Below are 25159 nucleotides of genomic sequence, written 5' to 3'. Positions count from 1 at the left end.
TTTCTCCTTTTTAATTAGTTAAAAACTTCAGCACCTCTTGTCATCGCGATCGCCCCTGTTCTAGAAGTGCTAATTAGACCTAGAGGTTTTAATTTTAAATTCATTTTGTCAATTTCTCTTCTTAATGCTGTAATTTGAAGAACTACTGATTTTTTTGTTTTATCTATTATTACTGGATTATAATTTTTACAAGCTTTTAAACATTTATCAATTTTGACCTTGGCACCAACAATTTTTAAAAGTGCCATTTCTTTGAAAATTACTTGCTTATCTTCTCTTTTGAAGTTTGCCACTTTGTGTACTGGCACTAGCTTACCTAATTGTAACTTAATTTGATCGATTACTTGTGGAGTACCAGTAGTTACAATTGTAATTCTTGAAATATTTTTTTTAGCATCGATTTCTGCAACAGCTAAAGACTCTATATTGTAGCCTCTTCCAGAAAATAAACCTACAACTCTTGCTAATACACCAGCTTCATTATCCACCCATAAAACAAATATGTGTGTATCTGATTTTTCCTTTTTAGTTGAAACACTATAAGCTGACTTAGATTTTACCATTAAACTAAAGACTTACCCTTGCCAGTTATTTTATTCTCTGCTTGATCATTTGGACCTAGTATCATTTGGTTATGAGGTTTGCCTGATGGTATCATTGGAAAACAGTTTTCTCCTGGATCTACCTGACAGTCAAATATCACCGGACCTTTATAATCAATCATTTCTTGAATTTTTTCATCTAATTCACCATAATTTTCTACTCTTATTCCCTTACACCCATAAGCCTCTGCCATTTTATTAAAATCTGGTAAAGCTTCTGAATAACTCTCTGAGTAATTTTTCTCATGTAAAAGCTCTTGCCATTGTCTTACCATTCCCATGTATTGGTTGTTTAAAATAAATATTTTTATTGGTAAATTATATTGTACTGCTGTGGACATTTCCTGCATCGTCATTAAAACTGAAGCCTCTCCGGCAATATCAATAACTAATTTATCTGGATGTGCTATCTGAACACCAACAGCTGCTGGTAAACCATATCCCATCGTCCCAAGACCACCTGATGTCATCCATCGGTTTGGTTTATTAAATTTATAGTGTTGAGCTGCCCACATCTGGTGTTGACCAACTTCAGTTGTAATAAAAGTATCTTGATTTTTTGTTAATTCATAAAGTCTCTGGACAGCATGTTGAGGTTTTATAGTTTCATTGCTATTGATAAAACCTAAAGAATTTTTTTCTCTCCATTTTTGGATTTGCTGCCACCATTTTGAAATCTTTTCTTTATTAGAATTTTTTAAACTTTTATTTTTTTTATTGATTGTTTTGATTGATGATTGGATTACATCATTTACGTCACCAACAATTGCAAGATCAACTTTTATAATTTTATTTATTGATGATGGGTCAATATCAATATGAATTTTTTTTGAATTTGGAGAAAATTCATCAATTTTACCAGTTATACGATCATCAAATCTTGCACCAATATTTATCAATAAATCACAATCATGCATTGCATTATTAGCTTCGTAAGTTCCATGCATTCCTAGCATACCTAAAAACTGATCATCATCTCCTGGGAAAGCTCCAAGCCCTTGTAAAGTTGATGTGATTGGAAACCCAGTTAATCTTGTAAATTCTCTTAGAGATTCACTTGCTTCAGGTCCTGAATTTATTACTCCTCCACCAGAATAAATTACTGGTTTTTTTGCTTTTGAAATAAGGTCAACTAATTTGTCTATATCATCTTGTGAAAAATGATTATGGGATTTTCCATTTAATCTTTTTTGCATTTTAGGTTTTGAATAATTAGTTTTTGAAAATTGGACATCTTTTGGAATATCAATTAACACAGGTCCAGGTCTTCCTGTAGTTGCCACATGAAATGCTTCATGTAAAATTTTTGGAAGGTCTTTAATATCTTTTACTAGCCAGTTATGTTTGGTACACGGTCTTGTAATTCCTGTCGTATCACATTCTTGGAATGCATCTGTGCCAATCAAATGAGTTGGAACTTGACCTGAAATGCAAACTAATGGAACAGAATCCATATAAGCATCTGTTAAAGCAGTAACTATATTGGTTGCACCTGGCCCAGAAGTTACAAGGACTACACCTGGCTTTCCAGTAGATCTTGCATATCCTTCTGCAGCATGACCAGCTCCTTGCTCGTGTCTTACTAAAATATGTTTTATTGATGGATGATTTTTTAACTCATCATAAATTGGCAATACTGCTCCTCCAGGATAACCAAAAATAAATTTAACGTCTTGATCCTCAAGACATTTGAATACGATCTCCGCTCCTGAATATAATTTAGACATCAAAGCAATCTAGCTGAAGTTGTACTAATTGGTCAAGCTATAGTGAAGAATAATTAAATTTTTTTTAGAAAATTATTTATTCTTTTGGGGTTTAATTTTATCCAATTTGACATGTGGCCTCGTGACCAAGTCATCTGTCTTTTGGCATATTGTCTGGTCTTTATTGATATTTTTTCAATTGCTTCTTTTTCATCCACTTTTTTAGTTAAATATTCCTTTATTTCTGCAACTCCTATTGCTTTTGATATACTTTTATTTTTATTAATCTTGAGCTTTAAAAATTTTTTAACCTCAAGTACAGCCCCCAATTTAAACATTTTAAATGCTCTTTGGTTAATCGTTTCAATTAAATCTGATCTTGGGAAATCAATAATTAATTTGTAAAAATCTTTTTTTTTAAATTGTGATTTTGTATTATCATACCATTCGTTAATTGATTTATTTGTAAATAGTTTTACCTCATAAGCTCTTATCGATCTTTGAGTATCAGTAGGTTTTATTGTTTTAACTAAATTAGGATCAAGTTTTAAAAGTTTTTTATAAAAATTTTTTTGACCAAGATCTTTTTGTAGTTTTCTTATTTTATTTCTAAAAGCCATCGGTATGTTTGGAATTTCAACCAAACCATCTATTAATGCTTTAAAATATAATCCAGTTCCACCAACTAAAATTGGGATTTTTTTTCTTCTTTTCACTTCTCCTATCTTTTTAATTGCTAACTTTAACCAATCACCAGTTGAAAAGTTTTTTTTTCCACTTTGAAATCCATATAGATGATGCTTGATATCTTGGTATTCTTTTTTAAAAGGTCTGGCAGTTAAAATTTTTAAATCTTTGTAAAGCTGCATGCTATCAGCATTAATTATTTCACCTCCAATTTTTTTTGCTAGTTTGACTGCAAAATTAGATTTACCTGATGCTGTTGGACCATAGATTAAAATGATTTTGGATTTTAAATCCATTATCTATTTTAATTTAACACCTATGTATCTTCTTTGATTTTGGCTGTTGTAGATTACAAGCAAGATTGTTTTTTGATTGGTATTTAAAACTTGTTTTACAATTTGTTTTAGATCATTTGCACTATCAATTTTTTTCTTTTGTGCTTCAATTATTATACTATTAACTTCAATTGAATTAATTAATGGACTATCATTTTCTATTTTAGTTATTACTAATCCTTTGGTTTGATTTGGAAGATTTCTTTCTTTAATGTCTTCTTTGTTAAGTGTTCTTACTGTGATTTTTAAATCATCAATTTTATTCTCTGTGGGTGAAGATTTTTCAGTAACTTTGAAATCTTCTGATGTTTCTAATCTACCTAGTGTTACTTTTTTGACTAGTTCTTTTTTATTTCTCCAAATTTTTACATCAACTTTTTTTCCAACTTCAGTTCGAGCAACTATTATTGGCAGCTCTTTCATTTCTTTAATTCTTTCATTATTAAATTCTAAGATTATATCTCCAGCTTTAATTCCTGCTTTATCGGACGGACTATTATCAGCAACACTTGCAACCAAAGCTCCTCTTGGCTCATCTAAATTTTCAACTTCAGCTATCTCTTTAGTAACATCTTGAATTCTTACACCTAACCAACCTCTTTTGGTTTCCCCAAATTCAATTAATTGATCGATAACAATTTGTGCACTATTGGAAGGTATTGAAAAACCAATTCCTATAGATCCGTTTCTTCCTAAAATTGCTGTATTAATTCCAATCACATTTCCATTCATATCAAACAATGGTCCACCTGAATTTCCTGAGTTAATCGAAGCATCAGTTTGAATGTAGTCTTCATATCTTGAAAGACCAATCGATCTATTTCTGGCAGAAATGATACCTGAAGTGACTGTTCCTCCTAATCCAAAAGGGTTTCCAATTGCAATCACCCAATCCCCAATTCTAGCTTTATCAGAGTTTCCAAATGAAACAGGAATAAATTTTTCTTTAGTTTCTAATTGCAAAACAGCTATATCTGATAAAGGGTCTGCACCTATAACTGTTGCTTTAAATTCTTTATCGCCATTTACTCTAACAATAATATCTTCGGCATCTTGGATAACGTGATTGTTTGTTACAACAATTCCTTTCTCATCAATTATAAAACCAGACCCGAGTGCTGAAGATTTTCTCTCTTGAGGAGCTCCAAATTCTTTAAACATATCCTCAAATGGTGATCCTGGAGGAAATTGAAATGGAAAAGGATTAGTATTTGTAACTACAGTTTGTGTTGTTGAGATATTTACAACAGATGGCATCAACTTTTCAGCAAGATCTGCAAAAGACTCTGGCACACCTTTTGAAAAAGATTTAGCATTAAAACTAATAAGTATTAATAATGTAAGTAAATATATTTTTAAATTTTTCATGTAATAGTCTTTAAATAGTAAATAATTACAAATCCTAAAATTGCAAAGATTAATCCGCCAGTCCTTAATTGACTATCTTTTAACAATTCAAGTTTGCTTAACATACTTCTCATTTTTGATGGAAATAAGGCATATAAAATTCCTTCGATAAATAAAAATAAACCAAAAGCTATAAATAGCTCTTTCATTTTCTACTGATTAATTTCTGGCTTTATATTTCCAAAAAATTTAAAGAACTCTGAGTCTGGAGATAAAATTAAAGAAGTCTCACCACCAATTAGAGCTTTTTCATAAGCTTGCATCGCTCTATAAAATGCAAAAAATTCTGGATCTTGACCGAATGCGTCAGCAAATATCTTATTTCTTGCCCCATCACCTTCACCCTTCATAATCTCAGATTCTTTTTGTGCCTCTGCTAAAATAACTGTAACTTCTTTATCGGCTGTTGAAGTAATAGTTACGGCCATTTCTGCACCTTCCGCTCTAAATTCTTTTGCTTCTCTTTCCCTCTCGGTTTGCATTCTTCTATAAATAGCATCACTATTAGCTTGAGGTAAATCTGCTCTTTTAATCCGAACATCAACAATATTTATTCCAAAATTTTGTGCTTCATTGTTTACGCCTTCTTTAATTAAAGCCATTTGTTTTGATCTATCTTTTGATAATAAAGTTTGAAGTTCTTCTTGACCCAAAACATTTCTAATTCTTGAATTGATAATTGTAGATAATCTTGATCTCGCAACTCTTTCATCTCCAACTGAAATATAAAATTTTAAAGGATCAACAATTTGAAATCTGGCAAAAGCATCTACAATTAAACGTTTTTGATCTGATGCAATAACTTCTTCTGGTGGTGTATCTAAATTTAAAATCCTCTTATCAAGATAAACAACATTTTGGATAAAAGGTATTTTAAAATTTAATCCAGGTTTTGTTATAATTCTTTTAGGGTCACCAAATTGAAGTATGATTGCTTGGTTAACTTCTTTAACAATAATTACTGATAAGAAAGCAAGAGCTCCTATTGCAATAATAATACCTAATAATATTTTTCCAGCTTTCATTTAATTAGTCGCCTTTTTTTTTAATTCTGGTAGCGGCAAATATGGAACAACACCTGAACCTCCATTATTTTCAATAATAACTTTATCTATATCTGCTAAAACTTTTTCCATTGTTTCTAAATACATTCTCTCTTGAGTTACAGCTTTAGCATTTTTGTATTCGTTATAAATTGCAAGGAATCTGCTAGCTTCCCCTTCTGATTTTGCTACAACTTCTTTTTTATATGCTTCCGCAGCTTGTAAAATTTTTTGAGCTTCCCCTCTCGCTCTTGGAATTACATCATTAGCATAAGCCTCAGCTTCATTTTTTGCTCTTTCCATGTCAGCTCTAGCAGCCTGAACATCTCTAAAAGCATCAATTACTTGATCAGGTGGATCTGCTTTTTGAGTTTGTACTTGAGTTATTTGAATACCACTCTCATAGTCATCCAATATAGTTTGAATTATATCTTGTGTTTCAACCTCAATTTTAGATCTCCCTTCAGTTAAAATTGGTTGAATATCACTTTTTGCAATAACTTCTCTCATAGCTGTTTCTGCTGCAGCTTTTACTGTTCCTTCAGGATCTTGAATTTTAAATAAGAAATTTCCAGCATCTTTAATCACCCAAAAAACAGAAAAATCAATATTAACTATATTTTCATCACCAGTTAACATTAGGCTTTCTTGTGGTACATCCGCTACTCCACCACCACTTGAGAAACCACTTTCTCTTTCAGATCTAAAACCAATATCTATTCTGTTAACTTTTGTAACTTTTGGAGTCAAAACACTCTCCACTGGAAATGGAATATGATAATTTAATCCAGGTTGTGTTGTATTTACAAATTTTCCAAATCTTAAAACTACACCTTGCTCATCAGGAAGCACTCTATAAAGTCCGCTTGCTAACCAAACAAATGCTAAAATTATCAATCCTAAAATTAAAGATTTAGTGCTTGAAGATTTTCCACCTGGTAAAAAATTTTTTATTTTATCCTGGAACTCTCTTATAATTTTATCAACATCTGGTGGTGTTGGACCTCGACCTGATCCATTGCCATTTCCGCCTCCTGGAGGAGACCCCCAAGGACTTCCACCTCTTTGTTGAAAATTGTCAGACATACACTATGTATATAGTGTCTTTGAACTCAAAAACAAGTTAAGATCAAAATATGTCTGAAAAAAAGCCAGAACTAAGTGACGCAATGAAAAAAAAAGTAGAGCCAAAAAACTTTACTAAAAACCCTATACTTGGAACAAAGTTTACAATCGCAGTCTCCAGTGCGAAGGGTGGTGTTGGTAAATCTACTTTTGCAACAAATCTTGCTTTAGCCCTTAAAAGTGTTGGCTGTAAAGTTGGATTGCTTGACGCTGATATTTACGGACCCTCAATACCAAAAATGTTTGATATAAATGAAAAACCAAAAAGTGATGGTCAAAAACTTGAACCTGTAATGAAATATGACATTCAATGTATGTCGATTGGATTTTTGGCGGATCAGCAAACTCCTATGATTTGGAGAGGCCCTATGGTTACAAGTGCAATTAAAACTTTTACTCAAAAAGTAAATTGGAAAGATTTAGATTTTATTATTATTGATATGCCTCCAGGAACAGGAGATACGCAGCTAACATTTTCCCAAGAAATCAAAATAGATGGAGCCATAATTGTTTCTACTCCCCAAGAGGTAGCATTACTTGATGTTGTAAGAGGTATTAAAATGTTTGATAAACTAGATGTTAAAATTTTAGGATTGGTAGATAATATGAGTTATTTTAAAGGCGATGATGGAAAAAATTATAAAATTTTTGGTGAGGGAGGTGTTAAAAGAACAGCTAAAGAATTCAATAAAGAATTTTTAGGTGAAATACCAATTAATCCTGAGGTTGGTAAAGCTGGTGATAATGGGAAGCCAATTGTAGAAGAAAACCCAAATCATGAAATTTCTAAAATATATTTAGAGTTTGCGGAAAAAATTAAATCAACTTATCTTTAAGCTCAAAAGCTTCCATTAATTCATTCCATTCTCTTTTAGAAAGACCAGAGTCATCAGGTGAAACGTCTTCTCCTTTTATCAATTTTTGAATTATATTTTTACCTTTAGCTGAAACCTCAGTACCTCCAACTCGATAATCCATAAATGCTTCATAAGTAATAGGAACCCATTTTTTTAAGGTATCTAACATTAGGTCAGCATAAACTCTTATTTCATATTGTGCGTGACTATCAGCTCTTAGTCTTAAAAAATTCATCAAATTTAATAAATCTGTTTTCCAGTACCACTGTGTGTATGTATTTAAAGTTAAATTCATTCTTGCAAGTTCTCTTGCTAATCCCTTTTTATTTTCATCAATAGTTGAACCATCATATCTTTCATTCAACATAGTTTCATAATTATCATAAGTTCTCTCTGCATCATTTTTTAAAAGCTCCAATACCTCATTTGCTTGTTCGCCCTCAAGAACCTCTCCTCTACCTTGTCTATTACTTTTAGACTGAGCAGCTAAATTTTCTTTAGCGGGTAAATAAAATTCTTTATCCAAAATTGAATATCGAGCAGAGTACTCATTAACATTTGCTGTTCTGTGTCTTATCCATTGTCTAGCAATAAAAATTGGAAGCTTAATGTGATATTTAATTTCGCACATTTCAAATGGAGTGCTGTGCCAATGTCTCATTAAATATTTAATTAAACCTTTATCAGTAGATACTTGTTTTGTGCCTTTTCCATATGAAACTCTAGCAGACTGAACAATGGAGGTATCATCACCCATATAATCAACTACTCTAACAAACCCATGGTCTAGAGCTGGAATTGCCTCATACAAAACTTTTTCAAGCTCAGGCGATGTAACTCTTTTAGTTTGATTGCTTTGAGCTTGCTGATTTTTTATTTCTTCTGTTTGCTCTTTAGTTAATTTCATGATTGTTATTGAATCTATTGCAATTCCTTTTATATTAATAAAGTTGGTTTTCCAACTATGACGATAAACGAATTTCGTAATAACCATTGCGGACGTGGGGGCAGTACCCACCACCTCCACCATTACAACTTATGGGGGTGAACCAGAATCGACGAATGTCTAAAGGCTATTCTTTCGTTCGGAATTGTTCCTCCGTAAAGGGCTAATTTATAATTGCTAACGAAAGTTACGCACTTGCTGCATAATTAACTTCGGTTAATTAAGTAGACGGGGTTTGGGGCACCTGGCAACAGAACGCCCCTTTTAAATTTTAATTAATATAATATAATTGTTACTTTATACTGTTTCTTATTCATTTATATAAAATTTAATTAACTAAAAAATTTAAACAAAAAATCTTAAAGATAATGAAAATAGATAATTTTTATGGAAAGCATTCATCTGGTGCGAGTTTTGAAAAAATGGATGATGATTTTTTTAATAAAAAAAATATTTTAATAACATCAAAACTAATTAAGAAAAATTTAAAGAAAATGTCAATTACCAACAATGATCTAAAAGATAAAACTATTATGAATGTGGGGTCTGGAAGAGAAGCGTTAGGATTATTAAGTTTTAAACCAAAAGAAATATTTCATTACGACATATCGCACTATAATATTATAAGATTTAAAAAATATATTAAGACAAATAATCTAAATAGAATAATAAAATCTAGACGACTTGATCTCTCAAAAAATAGTTTGCCAAGAAAAAAGTTTGATTTTATTTACTTGCATGGAATTATTCAACATGTTGATCATGTTGATAAAGCAGTAAAAAATTTAATTCTATCAATGAAATTGAATGGAAAAATGTGGTTTTACTTTTATCGACCAGGGTCGTTAAACGTTTTTTTAGCTAGTTTGCAAAGAAAATTATTGAAAAATATTAAAATAAAAAAGTTTCAAAATTTTTTACAGAAGAGATTTGAAAGAAACTTCATAGACAAAATAATGGATGATTGCTATGTGCCAAATTTTCAATTATTCTACCCTGACAATTATAAAAAAAATTTTGTAATAAACTTTGGAAATACATTTTTAAAAAATTATTCTCACAAAGTTGATTTCTTAAATTATCATCAGTCTGTAGTATTTTTTCTAAAAAAAAAAAGAGATATTTCAAAGATCTCTATTAATGGATTAAATAAAAGTAGGCAAGAAAATGTATTAAAAACTATACTATATAAAAATAAAAAATATCATGATCTTAAAAACATTATTAGTAATAAAAAAATAAAAAAAGATATTGATATATTTAATATTGTTGTAAAATTGGAATTCATTAAACTTAAAATAAAAAATATTTTCTTTAAAAATCACAAATTAACGCAACAAGAACTTACAAAAAGTATCAATGATATCAATTTAATATTTAATTAAATATGAGTTATAAAATTTATCCTCATAACTCAAAGATATAACCAAAATACCCCTCTTCAAGTTATCTCTAGACACTCTAATAATTCGCCAGAGATTATCCAATCTAACTACCTAGACGAGAGTAATGAAATGCTAGTGTCTGAACATAAGAAATTATTCAATACAACGAAGACAACGAAGTCAGAAAAGAAAGTGAAAAGAAAATAGAGCAATATGACAACGAAGAAGACAACGAAGAAATTCCAATTAGTAAGTAAATATGCTAATTATCTGTCTTGGGACGAGAAACAGAACGCCCCTGAAATATTTTATTTATTTTTATTTATTTCAGCTTGAGCTGCTGCAAGTCTTGCAATTGGAACTCTATATGGAGAACAAGAGACATAATTCAATCCAACCCTAGAACAAAAAGCTATACTTTTAGGATCACCTCCATGCTCACCACATATACCTAATTTAATTTTTTTATTTTGCTTCTTGCCTTTTAAAACTGCAATCTCAATCAAATCTTCAACACCTTCGTCAATTGAAACAAATGGATCAATATCAAAAATTTTATTATCAATGTAATCATTTAAAAATTTACCACTATCATCTCTACTTATTCCAAATGTGGTTTGAGTTAAATCGTTAGTTCCAAAGCTAAAAAACTGAGCATGTTTTGCGATATCTTTTGCTTTAATTGCTGCTCTTGGAAGCTCAATCATAGTACCAACCATAAAATCAATTTTAACTTTGTTTTCCTCTTGAACAGTTTTTGCAATTTTATTAACTAATTCTTTCATAATCTTAATTTCAACTTCTGTAGAGACTAAAGGAATCATGATTTCAGGAAAAGCTGATTTTACTTTATTCTTTTTTAATTCAACTAAAGCCTCAAAAATTGCTCTACATTGCATTTCATATATTTCAGGATAAGAAATGCCCAATCTACAACCTCTATGACCAAGCATAGGATTTTGCTCATGTAATTCAGATATTCTTGATTTAACTTCCTTTAAGTCTACTCCGACCACATTTGCCACTTCTTGAATTTCTTTGTCTGAATGAGGCAAAAACTCATGTAATGGTGGATCTAATAATCTTACAGTTACAGGCAATCCACCCATTATTTTAAAAATCTCTACAAAGTCTTTTTTCTGATGTGGTAATAATTTTGCTAATGCTTTTGCCCTGTCCTCTTTTGATTTTGATAAAATCATCTCTCTTACGGATAAAATTCTTTCCTCATCAAAAAACATATGTTCTGTTCTGCATAGACCAATTCCCTCTGCACCAAAATCCCTTGCTGTTTTTGTATCAATAGGAGTTTCTGAATTTGTTCTTACTTTTAATTTTCTAGTATCATCTGCCCAGCTCATTAATTTTGAAAAATCACCAGAAATTTCAGGTTTAACTGTTGGTACCTTCCCAAGGATTATTCTTCCTGTTGAGCCGTCAATTGTAATAATATCACCCTCTTTAACTTCAAGCTCAGAAGTTTTGAAAATTTTACTTTCATAATTAATATCAATTTCACTTGATCCAGAAACACAAGGTCTACCCATACCTCTTGCTACTACAGCGGCATGACTAGTCATACCTCCTCTTGCAGTTAAAATTCCTTTAGCAGCATGCATTCCCTGAATATCTTCTGGAGAAGTTTCTACTCTAACCAATATAGTATCCTGCATCATATCGTTTAATCTTTCAGCCTCTTCTGAAGTAAAAACTACTTTGCCACTTGCTGCTCCTGGTGATGCTGGAAGACCATTTGCTATTACGTTTATTTCGCTTTTTTCATCTAATGTTGGATGTAACAAAGTATCTAAAGAACTTGGATCTATTCTCAGAATAGCCTGTTTTTTAGAAATTAATTTTTCTTTAACCATATCAACAGCTATTTTTACTGCTGACTTAGAAGTTCTTTTTCCTGACCTAGTTTGCAAAATCCAAAGTTTATTGTTTTCGACAGTAAACTCGACATCCTGCATATCTTTGTAATGAGTTTCCAGCTTAATCAAAATTTTTTCTAATTGTTTATAGACTTTAGGCATAGACTCTTCCATTGATGGATCTTTTACATTTGCATCTTCGCGAGCCTTTTTAGTAATATATTGTGGCGTTCTAGTACCAGCTACAACATCTTCACCTTGGGCATTAATCAGATATTCTCCGTAAATATCATTGGAACCATCAGAAGGATTTCTTGTAAACACTACTCCGGTTGCGCAATCGTTTCCCATATTTCCAAAAACCATTGATTGAACATTAACAGCAGTGCCCCATTCGGAAGGTATTTGATTTAATTTTCTATAAATTTTTGCCCTATTGCTTTCCCATGATAAAAATACCGCGCTAATTGCGCCTAAAAGTTGGTCATATACATTTTGAGGAAAGTCTTTTTGAGTTTTTTCTTTAACTACTTTTTTAAAATCACTAATTAAACCATCCCAATCACTTTCATCTAGTTCAGTATCTAAAAGAACACCTTTAGTTAATTTATAATTTTCAATTAACTCTTCAAAATGATGACTTTCCACACCCAATACAACATTTCCATACATTTGAATAAATCGTCTATAACTATCTTTTGCAAATCTACCATTTGAAGTTTTGTTGGATAAAGCTATTACAGTTTCATCGTTAAGTCCCAGATTTAATATTGTATCCATCATACCTGGCATTGAAACTCTTGCTCCAGATCTAACAGAGAGCAATAAAGGATTTTTTAGGTCTCCAAATCTTTTTTTTACATCTTTTTCAATTACCTTAAGCTCAGATTTGATTTGATTAATTATTTTAGAATTGAGTTTTTTTTTATTTTTATAAAATAAATCACAAACATTAGTCGAAATTGTAAAACCTGGAGGTACAGGAAATCCCATTCTTCCCATCTCTGATAAATTTGCACCTTTTCCACCTAAAATATTTTTAGGATTTTTAATTTTTTTAACCTCTTTAGAGCTAAAATTAAAAATAAACTTATTCATTGGCATCTTTGATCAATTGAAAATCTATAAAATTCTCGTAGGTTTTACAGAAGAAACTTAATAGTTCCAATCTATTTTTTTTGATAATTTCACTTTCATCATTTACTTTTACATTATCAAAGAAATCAAAAATCTCTTTTTTTGCTGACGCAAGAGAGCCTAGTATCTCATCAAAATTTTGTTTATTTTCAACCATGGCAAAATGTTGTTTTAATTCATTAGTTTTTTTAAATAAGGCTTTTTCATATTCATTATTAAAAATTCCAGGATCAGTTGTATTGGTAAGGTTTTCGCCAGCTTTTTTTGTTTCTGAATTAATAATATTGAAAGCTCTTTTATAAGAAGATACAACATCCATACCAAGGGGTTTTTCGATTATTTTATTAAGACTTTTTGCTTTCTCATGGGTTGTAGAAATTTTGTTCAAATCTAAAATTTTAACTGCAGCATCAATAATATCTGGTCTAAAATTTTTATCTTTCAAATAGTATTTAAATCTATCTTTTAAAAAAAATGAAATGTCTTTAATTATGTTATTATTTGAAAATTTAAAATCTTGATCTAAATAAATATTTAAAGAATAGGAGATAATATCATTAATCTTGATATCTTTTTTATTCTCAATAATCATCCTGATAATACCATACGCAACTCTTCTTAAAGCATAAGGATCTTTTGAACTTGAAGGTTTTTCGTTTATCCCAAAGAAACCTACTAGAGTGTCAATTCTGTCTGATAGAGAAATAGTTATACTATAAGGCTTTTTTGAAACATTTGAATGAGGGCCTGTCGGTAAATATTGTTCCTTAACAGCTTCAGAAATTTCTTTGTCAAACCCTTGAACATGGGAAAGATGACCACCCATAATTCCTTGCAACTCTGGAAATTCACCCACAGTTTCTGAGATTAAATCCGTTTTACAAATTGTTGCTGAAAGTTCAACTTTCTCTTTACTAATTAGCAGTTCATCAGAAATCATAGCAGCTAATTTTCGCATTCTTTGAACCTTGTCAAAATATGTACCAAGACCCTTGAAAAAATTCATATTCTTAAGTCCAGAAACTTTTTTCACTAAATTTTGAGATTTATCTTTATTCCAAAAAAATTCAGCATCCTCTAGTCTTGCCTTAACAACTCTCTCGTTCCCAATTTTAATCAATCCTTTGTTATCTTTTTTATTTGCAACAACTATAAACTCATTAGTAATTTCCTTTTTTTTAGTAAAAAGAGGAAAATATTTTTGATGCGATTGCATTGTTAAAACTAATATCTCTTGAGGTATTGTTAAAAACTTTTTATCAAATGAACATTCTATAATATGTGGTTGATCTACAAGATTGTTGACTTCATCTAATAATTTCTCATTTTCATCAATAATTAAACTCTTTTTTTCTAAAATTTTTTCTATTTCTTTTCTGATATGATCTTTTCTTTTATCTTGATCTATAATTGTGCCAGTTTGTTCTAGAGATTTTTGATAAGTCTTAAAATCATTAAAAGTTTTTTTTCTCTCTTCAAAATCTTTATCTAAAAATGTGTAATTTGAAGATTTTAAATGGCCTATTGAAAAATTTATTACTTTTTTATCAAATATACACAATATTGATTTTAATGGCCTGCCCCAATTTAAGTTATAGCTTCCCCATTTCATTGATTTTTTCCACTTAAATTCAATTAAAATTTTTGGAAGACGTTCTTTAATTAAATCTGGGGTTTTTAATTTAGTTTCCTTGGTTTTGTAAAAATAAAATTCACCTTTGTCATTTTTCTTTTTAAAAACTTGTTTTTTAGAGATTTTTTGAGATTTTAAAAAACCTTCTAAAGCTTGAGGTGGAGATGTTGTGCTTGGACCTTTTATTTCTTCAGATTTAATTTTAACTTCTCTATCCAGATTTTGAAAAACAACAACAAGTCTGTTTGGTGTTGATAATGAGAAATATTTTTTAAATTTAATTGATTTTTCCTCAAAAACTTTTTTAATATCTAAAATCAAATTTTCTCTTATATCTTTTTGAAGTGAAACTGGAATTTCTTCACTAAATAACTCTAAAAATAATTCAGACATTTTAATTAATTTTTTTGTGTTTCAATCCAAACTTCAGCAACTAATTTTACAATATTTCTTATTCTGCTAATGTAATCTGCTCTCTCAGCTACACTAATTGCTCCTCTTGCATCTAAAATATTAAAAACATGACTAGCTTTTAAGCAATGATCGTAAGCGGGAAGAGAAATATTTTTTTCAGCTAATGACCGAGCTTCAAACTCGTGCATATCAAAATTTTTAAATAAATTTTCAATATTCGCAAACTCAAAATTATATTTTGAAAATTCCATTTCAGACTGATGAAAGACATCTTTATATTTCACACCCTTCTCATTCCAGTCTAGATCATAAACATTTTGTTGTTGTTGAATGAACATGCATATTCTCTCTAAACCATAAGTAATTTCTACAGAAACTGGATTACAATCTATACCTGCCATTTGTTGAAAGTATGTAAATTGAGTTATTTCCATACCATCACACCAAACTTCCCAGCCTAAACCAGCTGCACCAAGAGTTGGACTCTCCCAATCATCCTCGACAAATCTAATATCGTGTAATGAATGATCTATACCTATCTTGGATAGACTTTTTAGGTACAGATTTTTTATATTATCAATTGATGGTTTTATTATTACTTGGAATTGATAATAATGCTGTAATCGATTTGGATTATCTCCATAACGACCATCTGTTGGTCTTCTTGAAGGCTGCACGTAAGCTGCCTTCCATGGTTTTGGCCCTAAAGATCTTAAAGTTGTTGCTGGATGAAAGGTGCCAGCTCCTACCTCAAGATCATAAGGCTGTAAAATTGTACATCCTTCCTTACTCCAAAATTTCTGTAAATTAAATATTGTCTCTTGAAATGAATTATTATTTAATTTTTTTTTCTTAGAGACCATATCTTTGCCAAATGGATCTTTCATCAAAAATATTTGCTAATTGATCAAGTTTATCATTTGATGATGATAATTTGTTACTCAACCAGCTTTTAGGTTTTTCGAATTTTTTAATAACAACATCTTCACCATATTTTTCTTTTAAAATTTGAATAGCATCGCCAATTCCATCTATCAAACCTAATTCTTTAGCTTTTTTACCTGACCAAAATTCTCCAGAAAATAATTCAATATCTTTTTTTTGAAGTTTTGAGCCTCTACTATTCTCAACAACATTTATAAAATCTTCATGCAAATCAAGCTGAATTCTTTTTAACCGTTCAACATCTTCACTTTTCTCATCCAAAAAAGGATCTAAAGTACTTTTATTTTTTCCAGCAGTGTGAACACGTCTTTCTATTCCAACTTTTTTAATTAACTCTGTAAAACCAAATGAAGAATAAATAACTCCAATAGAACCAATGATTGAACTTGAATTGGCATAAATCTCATCTCCAGCACAAGAAATCAAATATCCACCTGAGGCCGCAACATCTTCAGCAAAAAATATTACTTTTTTTTTATGTTTTTTCGCTTGATTTCTTATGAAATTATAAATCATATGAGATTGTACCGGCGAACCACCTGGAGAATTAATTGAAATTGCAACACAAATTGATTTTTTTAATGAAAAAGCTTTTTTTATTAATTCTTCCTGACCAGAAAAATCTATTCCTTGTTTAAACTTTCCAGCATTTCCAATAACACCATTAAGCTTAATGTGTGAAACAATTCTTTTTTTTTTAAAAAACGATAGCATTTTTGATTATTATAGAAGTTTTAAAAGTTAATTAAAGACTACTTATAATTGAAGATTAGGGTGCGTCAATTGATAAGTAATAATATTATTTTTATAAACTAATTTATGCCTATGGGTTCAGTCATTAAACTTCAAAATAAAATTAATAATACTTATTTTGAGCTAAAAAATTCTGTAGATGAAAAACTTGTTTTGGTTGAAGAAAAAATTAAATCAAAACTTTCTAGTGATGTCGATTTAGCAAATAAAATGACTAATTATCATATTGATACAGGTGGAAAAAGATTAAGAGCTCTTTTAACATTAGGAGCAGCAAAACTATGTGGGTACACGAAAGGTTCTCGTGATATTAATCTGGCTGCATGTGTTGAGTTAATTCATGGTGCAACTTTAATGCATGATGATGTTATTGATAACGGTGAGGTAAGAAGAGGCAAAAAAACTTTAAATAAAATTTGGAACAATCATTCATCTATTTTAGTGGGAGACTATCTTCTTAGTAGATGTTTTGAAATGATGGTTGAAGATGGAAATATTGAAATTTTAAAATTACTTTCAGCAACATCATCTACTATAGCTCAAGGAGAGATACTTCAATTACAGCATAAAGGTGAAATTGATATGCTTGAAGAAACTTATCTTAAAATAATTTCTGCAAAAACAGCTGAATTGTTTTCAGCTGCAACAAAAGTTGGTGCGATCTTAGCTGAAGTGGGTACAAAAGAAAAAGAGGCTTTGGAATTTTATGGTAGAAATCTTGGTCTAACATTTCAAATTGCAGATGATACTCTTGATTATAATTCTGATTTAAAGATTTTTGGAAAAGAAATTGGTCAAGATTTTTATGAGGGAAAAGTTACATTGCCTATTATACTTCTTTTTCAAAAAATTAATGAGACAGAAAAAGAATTAATTAATAATATTTTTTCTAAGACAAAAAGAGAAAAAAATGATTTAGAATATGTTTTAAAATTAATCAAAAAATATAGTGTAATCAATGAATGCTATAAAAAGGCTCAACACTATATTGAGTTAGCATCAAGCTCTTTATCAATATTTAAAAATAGCGAACAAAAAGAAATATTGAACAACTTAACTTCTTTTAGTTTAGCAAGAAATTTTTAAGGACTTAGTAAAACTTTTTTCCACTTACCATTATGATCTAAAATAAATTTTAGTCTTTCATGAATTCTATTATCACCATCTAACCAAAACTCTAAACTATCTGGTTTCAAATTCCATCCAGACCAATGATCAGGTCTGGGTACCTTATCTTTATCATTAAATTTTTCTTTGAATTCCTGGATAGAATTAACAAGTTGTTGTCTATTAGTTAAAACAGAACTTTGTTTAGAAGCCCAAGCTCCAATCCTACTTTCATAAGCTCTAGAATTATAATATTCGTCAGCAACAGAATTTTCTACCTGACTTACTTTTCCATTTATTCTGACTTGCCTAAGTAGTGATTTCCAATGAAAACACATTGAAACAAAAGGATTTTCTTTTATCTCATTCCCTTTCTGACTATTAAGATTTGTGTAAAATACAAAACCATTTTTGCTGAAATCTTTTAATAAAACCATTCTTACAGATGGGACTCCATTCTTAGATGATGTGGCTAATGCCAAAGCGTTTGGATCGTTAATTTCTTTTTTTTTTGCCTCTTGATACCATTTTTCAAATAAATCAAATGGTCCATCAGTCTCTAAAAAACATCTATCCAAACCCAATGAGTTTTTTTCATTCATAATTTTAACAAAATAACTTATACAATATAAATAATGTCATTTAATACATTTGGAAAGCTATTTCGTTTCACAACATGGGGAGAGTCTCATGGACCAGCAATAGGTTGCATAGTGGATGGCTGTCCTCCATTAATAAATTTAAAGCAAGAAGATATTCAAAAGGAACTTAATAAAAGAAAACCAGGACAATCTAAATTTACTACTCAAAGAAAAGAAAGTGATAAGGTGAAGATACTTTCGGGTGTATTTGAAGGAAAAACTACAGGAACCCCTATCTCATTAATTATATACAATGAAGATATGAGATCAAAAGATTATGGTAATATAAAAGACAAATTTAGACCAGGTCACGCAGATTATACATACTTTAAAAAGTATGGAATTAGAGATTACAGGGGTGGAGGAAGATCTTCAGCAAGAGAAACTGCTGCAAGAGTTGCGGCTGGAGCTATAGCTAAAAAAGTTCTAGAAAGTAAAATTGGAAAAAAATTTAAAATAACCGGTGCTGTAACTCAGTTAGGTATTTTAGGTTGTGATACTAAAAAATGGGATGAAAAAATTATTGGTAAAAACCCATTCTTTTGTCCTGATAAATCAATGATCAAGTTATGGGAAAAATATTTATTAGGTATAAGAAAATCAGGCTCATCCTGTGGAGCTGTCATTGAAGTAAGAGCAAAAGGTATACCTGCTGGCCTAGGGGCTCCAATATATTCTAAATTAGACTCAGATATTGCTTCCGCAATGATGAGCATAAATGCTGTAAAGGGAGTTAATATTGGTTCAGGAATGAATTCAGCTCAATTAACAGGAGAAAATAATTCTGATGAAATTTTTTCAAAAAATAAAAAAATTAATTTCAAATCAAATAATGCTGGTGGAATTTTAGGGGGTATTTCTTCAGGTCAAGAAATAATTGTGTCATTTGCAGTAAAACCAACATCATCAATCCTAACTACAAAAAAAACTATAAATAAATTTGGAAAAAATACCTCTATTTCAGTTAGAGGTAGACACGACCCATGTGTTGGTATTAGAGCTGTACCGGTGGGAGAGGCAATGATGTCTTGTGTTTTACTAGACCACTATCTAATGAATAAAGCACAGTGTAGTTAAATTCTATTTCTGTTTTTGTAAAATAATATTCGAGTTTATTAAATCTAAAATTTTATCTTCAATAGATTTTGCATCTAGTCCAGCAGATTTATACATATTTTCAGGTGTATCTTGATCTAGAAAAGAGTCTGGCAAAGTCATTGATCTAAATTTTAAATTAGAGTCTAATAGGCTTTTTTTTGATAAAAAATCAACTACGTGTGAACCAAAACCTCCGATAGAACCTTCTTCAATAGTTAAAATAGATTCATGAGTTGTCGCTAATTGCCAAATTAAATTTTCATCTAAAGGTTTTGCAAATCTAGCATCGACGATTGTTATATTGATCCCTTTTTTCTTTAAATTTTCAGAGGCTTTGAAAGTTTCATTAAGCCTAGCACCAAAATTTAATACAGCCAATTTTTTTCCTTCCTGAACTACTTTACCTTTTCCAATTTCAATTGTTTCATTTATTGATGGTAGATCAACACCTAAACCCGTACCTCTTGGAAATCTAAATGCACTAGGTTTATCATTTATATTTATAGATGTATTTATCATTTTCACCAGTTCAGCCTCATTGCTTGCAGCCATCACAACAAAATTTGGAAGCGTAGATAGGTAAGTTGTGTCAAAAGAACCTGCATGTGTTGGACCATCTGCACCAACTAAACCAGCTCTGTCTATTGCAAAACGTACTGGTAAGCTTTGTATTGCTACATCATGAACAACTTGATCATACGCTCTTTGTAAAAATGTTGAGTAAATAGCAGCATAAGGTTTATAATTTTCTGTAGCTAACCCTGCTGCAAAAGTAACTGCATGCTGTTCTGCAATACCTACATCAAATGTTCTATCTGGAAATTCTTTTGCAAAGTCTGTCAAGCCAGTTCCATCAGGCATAGCAGCAGTTATAGCAACAATCTTGCTATCATTTTTTGCATGTTGAATTAAAGTATTCGAAAAAACTTTAGTATATGAGGGTTGCTTGCTTTTTGCTTTATATTGTTCGCCAGTTTTTACATTAAATTTTGAAACTCCATGATAATGATCTTTTGCTTTTTCTGCGAATGAATAACCTTTACCTTTTTTTGTTTTAATATGAATTAATATAGGTCCTTGATATTTTGAGTCTCTGACATTTTTTAATATCGGGATTAAACTTTCCATATCGTGACCATCGATTGGTCCAATATAGTAAAAACCAAGCGAGTTGAATAAAGTTCCACCAGAAATAGCAGATCTAAACAAATCTTCTGCTTTTCCAGCTTTTGCACTAAATCTTTTAGAGAAAGATGAAATTATCATCTTGATAGTTTCTCTAAAACTGAAATATATTTTTCCTGAAAAGATTTTTGCAAGGTAAGTTCCCATTGCACCTGCGGGTCTTGCAATAGACATATCATTATCATTTAAAACGACGATCATCTTTGTTTTAGATGCCCCAGCATTATTCATAGCCTCATAAGCCATCCCTCCACTTATTGCACCATCGCCTATTACAGCAACTACATTATCTTTCTTATTTGATAATTTATTAGCTTCTGCAATTCCTAAGGCTGACGATATAGAAGTTGAGCTATGTGCTGCACCAAATGGGTCGTATTCACTTTCAGATCTTTTTGTAAATCCAGAAATACCTCCACCTTGACGTAAGGTTCTTATTTTATTTTTTCTACCAGTAATTATTTTATGTGGATAACACTGATGCCCAACATCCCAAATTATTTTATCTTTAGGAGTATTAAATACATGATGAAGTGCAACTGTAAGCTCCACAACTCCTAAACTTGCTCCAAGGTGTCCACCAGTTTCTGAAACAGCACTAATAGTTTCTTCTCTAAGTTCGTCAGCAACTTTTTGTAAATCAGATTCAGATACTTTTTTTAAATCTAAGGGAAAGTTGATTTGATCTAAAAATTTATATGTTCTCATTACTTATCTCTTGTTGCAATGTAATTTAAAGTGCTAATAAGATTTTTAGATTTGGATCCAAAGTAACTTAATTTTTTATATAACACTTTTATTAAATCATCTTTGTACTTAACAGTATTTTCATAACCAAGTAAACTGATAAGGGTTGCTTTTCCTTTCTTTTCATCTTTTTTGGTTCTTTTTCCAGCTACAGATGCTTGACCTTTGTAATCTATTAAATCATCAACAATCTGAAATAACAAACCAATTTCAGAGCCGATTTGATCAAATTTTTTAACTAGTTTGCTATCCTTTTTTTTAATTAATAGCGGTGCCATACAGCAAAAACTAAATAACTTACCAGTTTTTTTTATCTCCATTTGTAAAATATTTTTTTTTGAGACTTTTTTATGTTCGTAACTCAAATCTAAGTACTGACCACCTGCAATACCAAGGTGACCAGAGCATTCAGAAATTTTTTTAACCAGATTAAGTTTTATTGAGTTATCTAATTTAAGTAAATCACTTGTTAAAATCTCATATGATAAAGTCAAAAGTGAATTACCAGCTAGCACCGCAGTTGACTCTCCAAATTTAACATGAACTGTAGGTTTACCTCTTCTTAATTTATCATCATCCATACAAGGCAAATCATCATGAATTAGTGAGTAAGAATGAATGCATTCAACAGCTGACCCAACAATTATAAGTTTTTTATATTCAGCATCAAAAATTTTTCCTACATCCAGCAAAATTTTTGATCTTATTTTTTTTCCACCAGAAAACAAACCGTAGCTCATAGGGTTCAATAATGGAGATTTTTTTTGTGTCTTGAAAAATTTTTTTAAAAAAAAATCTGTATCAGTTGCTATTTTTTTTAGATTAATTTGCATTATTTTTTTTTGAAATCTCTATTATTTTTTCTTTTGTTTTAAGGTTAATATTTTTTGACGAATTATGAAATTTTTTTTCTATTAAATTATTCAATTTGATTAGATTTTGGTAAGTCTCAGTTTCTGTCTCAATATTTTCACATTTTTCTAAATAATCAATAATTCTATTTGCTTCGTTAGTTAATTCTTCAAGACTCATGTTTTGATAATAAATTTGTTTATTTTCTTCTTTCATATATTAATTTCTGATATTACATGAAAAACAATCTTTCAAATATTAAAAAAGCAAAAAACATCCTTGATAATCAAGACTGCGTGGCAATACCAACTGAGACTGTGTACGGTTTGGCAGCTAATGCTTACTCTAATAAAGGTGTAAAAAAAATTTTTAAATTAAAAAAAAGACCACAAAATAATCCATTGATAGTTCATTATCATAGTATTAATGATTTAACAAAAGACTGTGAAATTAACTCAGATTTCTTAAAACTATTTAAAAAATTTAGTCCAGGCCCCATCACTTATGTTTTAAATTTGAAAAAAACTTCAAAAATATCCAATAATGTTACCAACAAGAAAAATACTCTGGCTGTAAGATTTCCTAAACACAATTTAACTAGAAAACTACTTAAATTACTCAAATATCCACTTGCAGCTCCAAGTGCAAATATATCAACTAAAGTTAGTTCAGTTTGTTATCAAGATGTTAAAGAAGACTTTGGTAATAAAATAAAGTTTATTTTAGATGGTGGCAGATCACAGGTTGGTGTTGAATCAACTATTATTTCACTGGTAAATAAACCAAAAATATTGAGGCTTGGAGGTTTGAAAGTTTTAGATATTGAAAATTGTTTAAATAAGAAACTAAGCTTAAAGTTAAATTCAAAAAGAATATTTTCACCTGGTCAAATGAAGCTGCATTATTCACCTGGAATTCCTATTAGACTAAACGTTAAAAAACCAAATAAAAATGAAGCATATTTATCATTAAAGAAAAAAAAAGAACATAAAGATTTCTATTATTATCTCTCAAAAAAAGGTGATTTAAAAGAAGCAGCAAAAAATTTGTACTCAACACTTAGAAAGATAAAAAAGGATAATTTTAAATCACTAGCTGTTGAAAAAATAAAAAACCATGGCTTAGGAAAAACTATTAATGATCGCTTGTTAAGAGCCTCAAAATTCGATGGACAATAATCTTCAAATAGACTCTTTAAGTAAAATTTACAATGGAGTAGAGGCGGTAAAGAGTATTTCATTTACAATAAAAAGAAATGAAATCATTGGACTACTAGGACCTAATGGTTGTGGAAAAACAACAACAATTGGAATGATTTTAGGTTTATTAAAACCCTCTAGTGGTAAAGTTTTAATTGATAATCAAGATATTGAAAAAAATAGAGTTGATATCTTAAAAAAAATTAATTTCATATCTCCATATATTGAACTTCCTAAAAAACTCACGGTAAAACAAAATTTATTTGTTTATGGAAAACTATATAATGTTGAAAATCTTGATGATAAAATAGATTACTTAACTGAAAAGCTTAGACTGAATGAAATTTTAAACTGTATAACTGGTGAGTTATCCTCAGGCCAAAAAAATAGAGTTAGTTTAGCAAAGGCTATTATTAATGATCCAATTTTACTCCTTCTAGACGAACCAACAGCATCATTAGATCCTGAGACTGGAGACTTTGTTAGAGAATTTTTGGAGGATTTTCAAAAAGAAAAAGAGAGTTCTATTTTACTGGCATCACATAATATGAGTGAAGTAGAAAGATTGTGTACATCTGTGATGATGATGAAAAATGGATCAATTATTGACTCTGGAAAACCTGAAGAATTAATTTTAAAACATGGTCGCAAAAATTTAGAGGAAGTATTTTTAAAACTTACTAGAAAAAATGAACTTTAATAGAATGTATGGTCTTTTTTTAAGACACTTTTATTTGATTAGAGGCTCCTTTCCAAGGATTCTTGATTTAATTTATTGGCCCTCAATACAAATAATTTTATGGGGATTTATTTCTAAATTTTTTACTGCTTATAGTGACTATTATAATAATACTGTTGGTATAATTCTAACTTGTGCAATTTTGTATGATTTTTTATTTAGATCAAGCATCAGTTTTAACATGCTTTTTTTAGAGGAAATTTGGAGTAGAAATTTCACCAATCTCTTTATTTCTCCTTTAAAAATTAAGGAAATTATTATTTCATTAATATTTACATCTTTAGTTAGAACATTAATTGGTCTTATTCCTGCAATCATTCTAACTTCACCATTATTTGGTATTTCAATTTTAAAATTAGGATTGCCTCTGCTATTTTTATTTTTAAGTCTATATATCTTTGGCATCACACTTGGATTGTTAGTAAGTGCTGGACTGTTAAGGTTCGGACCATCATTTGAAAATATTGCCTGGTCATCCCTTTTTCTATTGGCTCCATTAGGTTGTATCTATTATCCAATTGAAATTTTGCCAAATTTTTTTCAACTTTTAGCTAAAGGATTACCGTTAGTTTATATTTTTGATGAGGCTCGAAATATTTTGATAAATGGGTCTGTAGATTTTAAAAATATATTCAATGCATACCTTTTAAATTTATTTTATCTTATTTTAAGTATCATTATATTTTATATTTCATTTAACAAAGCTAGAGAAAAAGGTACTTTAATTAATATGGGAGAGTAA

The 25159-nt window shown here is 30.0% G+C and carries 23 protein-coding genes and 1 other RNA gene; 8 read left to right on the top strand and 16 right to left on the bottom strand.

The features are described from left to right. Positions 1 to 14: 14 nt before the first annotated feature. The 7 genes from ilvN to hflK are packed head-to-tail and all read right to left on the bottom strand — an operon-like array spanning position 15 to position 6866. Complete coding sequence (gene ilvN / locus ACTTAU_RS06670) at positions 15 to 563, bottom strand: acetolactate synthase small subunit (RefSeq protein ID WP_438304289.1); 549 nt, start codon at positions 561 to 563, stop codon at positions 15 to 17. After that, positions 563 to 2329 (bottom strand): acetolactate synthase 3 large subunit, encoded by a 1767-nt coding sequence (locus tag ACTTAU_RS06665; RefSeq protein WP_438304290.1) that lies wholly within the window; start codon positions 2327 to 2329, stop codon positions 563 to 565. Before ACTTAU_RS06665 ends, ilvN begins: the two co-directional genes overlap by 1 nt. A 53-nt stretch (positions 2330 to 2382) precedes the next feature. Beyond that, positions 2383 to 3291, bottom strand: a complete 909-nt coding sequence (gene miaA, locus ACTTAU_RS06660) for a tRNA (adenosine(37)-N6)-dimethylallyltransferase MiaA (protein WP_438304291.1) — start codon at positions 3289 to 3291, stop codon at positions 2383 to 2385. A gap of 3 nt (positions 3292 to 3294) precedes the next feature. After that, positions 3295 to 4698, bottom strand: a complete 1404-nt coding sequence (locus ACTTAU_RS06655) for a Do family serine endopeptidase (RefSeq protein ID WP_438304294.1) — start codon at positions 4696 to 4698, stop codon at positions 3295 to 3297. Further along, positions 4695 to 4886, bottom strand: a complete 192-nt coding sequence (locus ACTTAU_RS06650; protein ID WP_438304295.1) for a DUF2065 domain-containing protein — start codon at positions 4884 to 4886, stop codon at positions 4695 to 4697. The genes ACTTAU_RS06655 and ACTTAU_RS06650 overlap by 4 nt, the downstream gene beginning before the upstream one ends. A gap of 3 nt (positions 4887 to 4889) precedes the next feature. Further along, on the bottom strand, positions 4890 to 5762 hold the full coding sequence (gene hflC / locus ACTTAU_RS06645) for a protease modulator HflC (RefSeq protein ID WP_085114663.1): 873 nt from the start codon (positions 5760 to 5762) through the stop codon (positions 4890 to 4892). Continuing rightward, positions 5763 to 6866 carry an FtsH protease activity modulator HflK gene (hflK, locus tag ACTTAU_RS06640; RefSeq protein WP_085114664.1) on the bottom strand — a complete coding sequence of 368 codons (1104 nt, stop codon included), beginning with the start codon at positions 6864 to 6866 and terminating at the stop codon, positions 5763 to 5765. 50 nt (positions 6867 to 6916) lie between these two features. On the opposite strand from hflK, the gene ACTTAU_RS06635 reads away from it, so the two are divergent. Further along, complete coding sequence (locus ACTTAU_RS06635; RefSeq protein ID WP_438304298.1) at positions 6917 to 7741, top strand: Mrp/NBP35 family ATP-binding protein; 825 nt, start codon at positions 6917 to 6919, stop codon at positions 7739 to 7741. On the opposite strand, the gene thyX is transcribed toward ACTTAU_RS06635, so the two are convergent. Then, positions 7722 to 8669 (bottom strand): FAD-dependent thymidylate synthase, encoded by a 948-nt coding sequence (gene thyX / locus ACTTAU_RS06630; protein ID WP_438304300.1) that lies wholly within the window; start codon positions 8667 to 8669, stop codon positions 7722 to 7724. The two genes, ACTTAU_RS06635 and thyX, sit on opposite strands and share 20 nt — an antisense overlap. Before the next feature lie 4 nt (positions 8670 to 8673). On the opposite strand from thyX, the gene ssrA reads away from it, so the two are divergent. Further along, positions 8674 to 8973: a transfer-messenger RNA gene (gene ssrA, locus ACTTAU_RS06625) on the top strand. Between the two features lie 103 nt (positions 8974 to 9076). Continuing rightward, positions 9077 to 10093 (top strand): methyltransferase domain-containing protein, encoded by a 1017-nt coding sequence (locus ACTTAU_RS06620; RefSeq protein ID WP_438304301.1) that lies wholly within the window; start codon positions 9077 to 9079, stop codon positions 10091 to 10093. A 308-nt stretch (positions 10094 to 10401) separates the two neighbouring features. Here the strand turns inward: ACTTAU_RS06620 and ppdK are convergent, their stop codons facing one another. Genes ppdK through ACTTAU_RS06600 form a run of 4 tightly spaced genes read right to left on the bottom strand, consistent with a single transcriptional unit; the run spans position 10402 to position 16810 of the window. Then, positions 10402 to 13065 carry a pyruvate, phosphate dikinase gene (gene ppdK / locus ACTTAU_RS06615; protein ID WP_438304302.1) on the bottom strand — a complete coding sequence of 888 codons (2664 nt, stop codon included), beginning with the start codon at positions 13063 to 13065 and terminating at the stop codon, positions 10402 to 10404. Further along, positions 13058 to 15130: a glycine--tRNA ligase subunit beta gene (glyS, locus tag ACTTAU_RS06610; protein ID WP_438304303.1), complete on the bottom strand. Its 2073-nt coding sequence runs from the start codon at positions 15128 to 15130 to the stop codon at positions 13058 to 13060. Before glyS ends, ppdK begins: the two co-directional genes overlap by 8 nt. 5 nt (positions 15131 to 15135) lie before the next feature. After that, complete coding sequence (locus ACTTAU_RS06605) at positions 15136 to 16014, bottom strand: glycine--tRNA ligase subunit alpha (protein ID WP_438306232.1); 879 nt, start codon at positions 16012 to 16014, stop codon at positions 15136 to 15138. Beyond that, entirely contained in the window at positions 16004 to 16810 is an 807-nt protein-coding gene (locus ACTTAU_RS06600; protein WP_438304304.1) for a S49 family peptidase, read from the bottom strand. Before ACTTAU_RS06600 ends, ACTTAU_RS06605 begins: the two co-directional genes overlap by 11 nt. 111 nt (positions 16811 to 16921) lie before the next feature. Between ACTTAU_RS06600 and ACTTAU_RS06595 the strand changes: the two genes are divergently transcribed. Next, on the top strand, positions 16922 to 17935 hold the full coding sequence (locus tag ACTTAU_RS06595; RefSeq protein ID WP_438306234.1) for a polyprenyl synthetase family protein: 1014 nt from the start codon (positions 16922 to 16924) through the stop codon (positions 17933 to 17935). Here ACTTAU_RS06595 and pdxH read toward each other — a convergent pair. Further along, positions 17932 to 18558: a pyridoxamine 5'-phosphate oxidase gene (gene pdxH / locus ACTTAU_RS06590; protein ID WP_438304305.1), complete on the bottom strand. Its 627-nt coding sequence runs from the start codon at positions 18556 to 18558 to the stop codon at positions 17932 to 17934. The genes ACTTAU_RS06595 and pdxH overlap by 4 nt on opposite strands. Positions 18559 to 18591: 33 nt before the next feature. On the opposite strand from pdxH, the gene aroC reads away from it, so the two are divergent. Next, a complete protein-coding gene (aroC, locus tag ACTTAU_RS06585; RefSeq protein WP_438304306.1) occupies positions 18592 to 19674 on the top strand; it encodes a chorismate synthase in 1083 nt (360 codons plus the stop codon). Between the two features lie 3 nt (positions 19675 to 19677). On the opposite strand, the gene dxs is transcribed toward aroC, so the two are convergent. The 3 genes from dxs to ACTTAU_RS06570 are packed head-to-tail and all read right to left on the bottom strand — an operon-like array spanning position 19678 to position 22695. Further along, positions 19678 to 21588, bottom strand: coding sequence for a 1-deoxy-D-xylulose-5-phosphate synthase (gene dxs, locus ACTTAU_RS06580; RefSeq protein WP_438304308.1), 1911 nt, complete (start codon positions 21586 to 21588; stop codon positions 19678 to 19680). Next, positions 21588 to 22460, bottom strand: a complete 873-nt coding sequence (locus tag ACTTAU_RS06575) for a polyprenyl synthetase family protein (RefSeq protein WP_438304309.1) — start codon at positions 22458 to 22460, stop codon at positions 21588 to 21590. Before ACTTAU_RS06575 ends, dxs begins: the two co-directional genes overlap by 1 nt. Continuing rightward, the gene (locus tag ACTTAU_RS06570) at positions 22450 to 22695 is read right to left on the bottom strand and encodes an exonuclease VII small subunit (RefSeq protein ID WP_438304310.1); all 246 of its coding nucleotides are present in this window, start codon (positions 22693 to 22695) and stop codon (positions 22450 to 22452) included. Before ACTTAU_RS06570 ends, ACTTAU_RS06575 begins: the two co-directional genes overlap by 11 nt. 20 nt (positions 22696 to 22715) lie before the next feature. Between ACTTAU_RS06570 and ACTTAU_RS06565 the strand changes: the two genes are divergently transcribed. Genes ACTTAU_RS06565 through ACTTAU_RS06555 form a run of 3 tightly spaced genes read left to right on the top strand, consistent with a single transcriptional unit; the run spans position 22716 to position 25159 of the window. Further along, complete coding sequence (locus tag ACTTAU_RS06565) at positions 22716 to 23657, top strand: L-threonylcarbamoyladenylate synthase (RefSeq protein WP_438304311.1); 942 nt, start codon at positions 22716 to 22718, stop codon at positions 23655 to 23657. Beyond that, complete coding sequence (locus ACTTAU_RS06560) at positions 23647 to 24378, top strand: ABC transporter ATP-binding protein (RefSeq protein ID WP_438304313.1); 732 nt, start codon at positions 23647 to 23649, stop codon at positions 24376 to 24378. The genes ACTTAU_RS06565 and ACTTAU_RS06560 overlap by 11 nt, the downstream gene beginning before the upstream one ends. Continuing rightward, the gene (locus tag ACTTAU_RS06555) at positions 24368 to 25159 is read left to right on the top strand and encodes an ABC transporter permease (protein WP_438304315.1); all 792 of its coding nucleotides are present in this window, start codon (positions 24368 to 24370) and stop codon (positions 25157 to 25159) included. Before ACTTAU_RS06560 ends, ACTTAU_RS06555 begins: the two co-directional genes overlap by 11 nt.

This window comes from Candidatus Pelagibacter sp. HIMB1505 (assembly GCF_052047915.1).
Classification (GTDB): domain Bacteria; phylum Pseudomonadota; class Alphaproteobacteria; order Pelagibacterales; family Pelagibacteraceae; genus Pelagibacter; species Pelagibacter communis_A.
Note: the sequence above shows the minus strand (reverse complement) of the source record. Positions and strands in the feature narration are given on the sequence as shown.

Excerpts from the sequence above, each read along its gene's own strand:
- ilvN (WP_438304289.1), bottom strand. The coding sequence starts at position 563 with ATGGTAAAATCTAAGTCAGCTTATAGTGTTTCAACTAAAAAGGAAAAA.
- ACTTAU_RS06665 (WP_438304290.1), bottom strand. The coding sequence starts at position 2,329 with ATGTCTAAATTATATTCAGGAGCGGAGATCGTATTCAAATGTCTTGAG.
- miaA (WP_438304291.1), bottom strand. The coding sequence starts at position 3,291 with ATGGATTTAAAATCCAAAATCATTTTAATCTATGGTCCAACAGCATCA.
- ACTTAU_RS06655 (WP_438304294.1), bottom strand. The coding sequence starts at position 4,698 with ATGAAAAATTTAAAAATATATTTACTTACATTATTAATACTTATTAGT.
- ACTTAU_RS06650 (WP_438304295.1), bottom strand. The coding sequence starts at position 4,886 with ATGAAAGAGCTATTTATAGCTTTTGGTTTATTTTTATTTATCGAAGGA.
- hflC (WP_085114663.1), bottom strand. The coding sequence starts at position 5,762 with ATGAAAGCTGGAAAAATATTATTAGGTATTATTATTGCAATAGGAGCT.
- hflK (WP_085114664.1), bottom strand. The coding sequence starts at position 6,866 with ATGTCTGACAATTTTCAACAAAGAGGTGGAAGTCCTTGGGGGTCTCCT.
- ACTTAU_RS06635 (WP_438304298.1), top strand. The coding sequence starts at position 6,917 with ATGTCTGAAAAAAAGCCAGAACTAAGTGACGCAATGAAAAAAAAAGTA.
- thyX (WP_438304300.1), bottom strand. The coding sequence starts at position 8,669 with ATGAAATTAACTAAAGAGCAAACAGAAGAAATAAAAAATCAGCAAGCT.
- ACTTAU_RS06620 (WP_438304301.1), top strand. The coding sequence starts at position 9,077 with ATGAAAATAGATAATTTTTATGGAAAGCATTCATCTGGTGCGAGTTTT.
- ppdK (WP_438304302.1), bottom strand. The coding sequence starts at position 13,065 with ATGAATAAGTTTATTTTTAATTTTAGCTCTAAAGAGGTTAAAAAAATT.
- glyS (WP_438304303.1), bottom strand. The coding sequence starts at position 15,130 with ATGTCTGAATTATTTTTAGAGTTATTTAGTGAAGAAATTCCAGTTTCA.
- ACTTAU_RS06605 (WP_438306232.1), bottom strand. The coding sequence starts at position 16,014 with ATGGTCTCTAAGAAAAAAAAATTAAATAATAATTCATTTCAAGAGACA.
- ACTTAU_RS06600 (WP_438304304.1), bottom strand. The coding sequence starts at position 16,810 with ATGCTATCGTTTTTTAAAAAAAAAAGAATTGTTTCACACATTAAGCTT.
- ACTTAU_RS06595 (WP_438306234.1), top strand. The coding sequence starts at position 16,922 with ATGGGTTCAGTCATTAAACTTCAAAATAAAATTAATAATACTTATTTT.
- pdxH (WP_438304305.1), bottom strand. The coding sequence starts at position 18,558 with ATGAATGAAAAAAACTCATTGGGTTTGGATAGATGTTTTTTAGAGACT.
- aroC (WP_438304306.1), top strand. The coding sequence starts at position 18,592 with ATGTCATTTAATACATTTGGAAAGCTATTTCGTTTCACAACATGGGGA.
- dxs (WP_438304308.1), bottom strand. The coding sequence starts at position 21,588 with ATGAGAACATATAAATTTTTAGATCAAATCAACTTTCCCTTAGATTTA.
- ACTTAU_RS06575 (WP_438304309.1), bottom strand. The coding sequence starts at position 22,460 with ATGCAAATTAATCTAAAAAAAATAGCAACTGATACAGATTTTTTTTTA.
- ACTTAU_RS06570 (WP_438304310.1), bottom strand. The coding sequence starts at position 22,695 with ATGAAAGAAGAAAATAAACAAATTTATTATCAAAACATGAGTCTTGAA.
- ACTTAU_RS06565 (WP_438304311.1), top strand. The coding sequence starts at position 22,716 with ATGAAAAACAATCTTTCAAATATTAAAAAAGCAAAAAACATCCTTGAT.
- ACTTAU_RS06560 (WP_438304313.1), top strand. The coding sequence starts at position 23,647 with ATGGACAATAATCTTCAAATAGACTCTTTAAGTAAAATTTACAATGGA.
- ACTTAU_RS06555 (WP_438304315.1), top strand. The coding sequence starts at position 24,368 with ATGAACTTTAATAGAATGTATGGTCTTTTTTTAAGACACTTTTATTTG.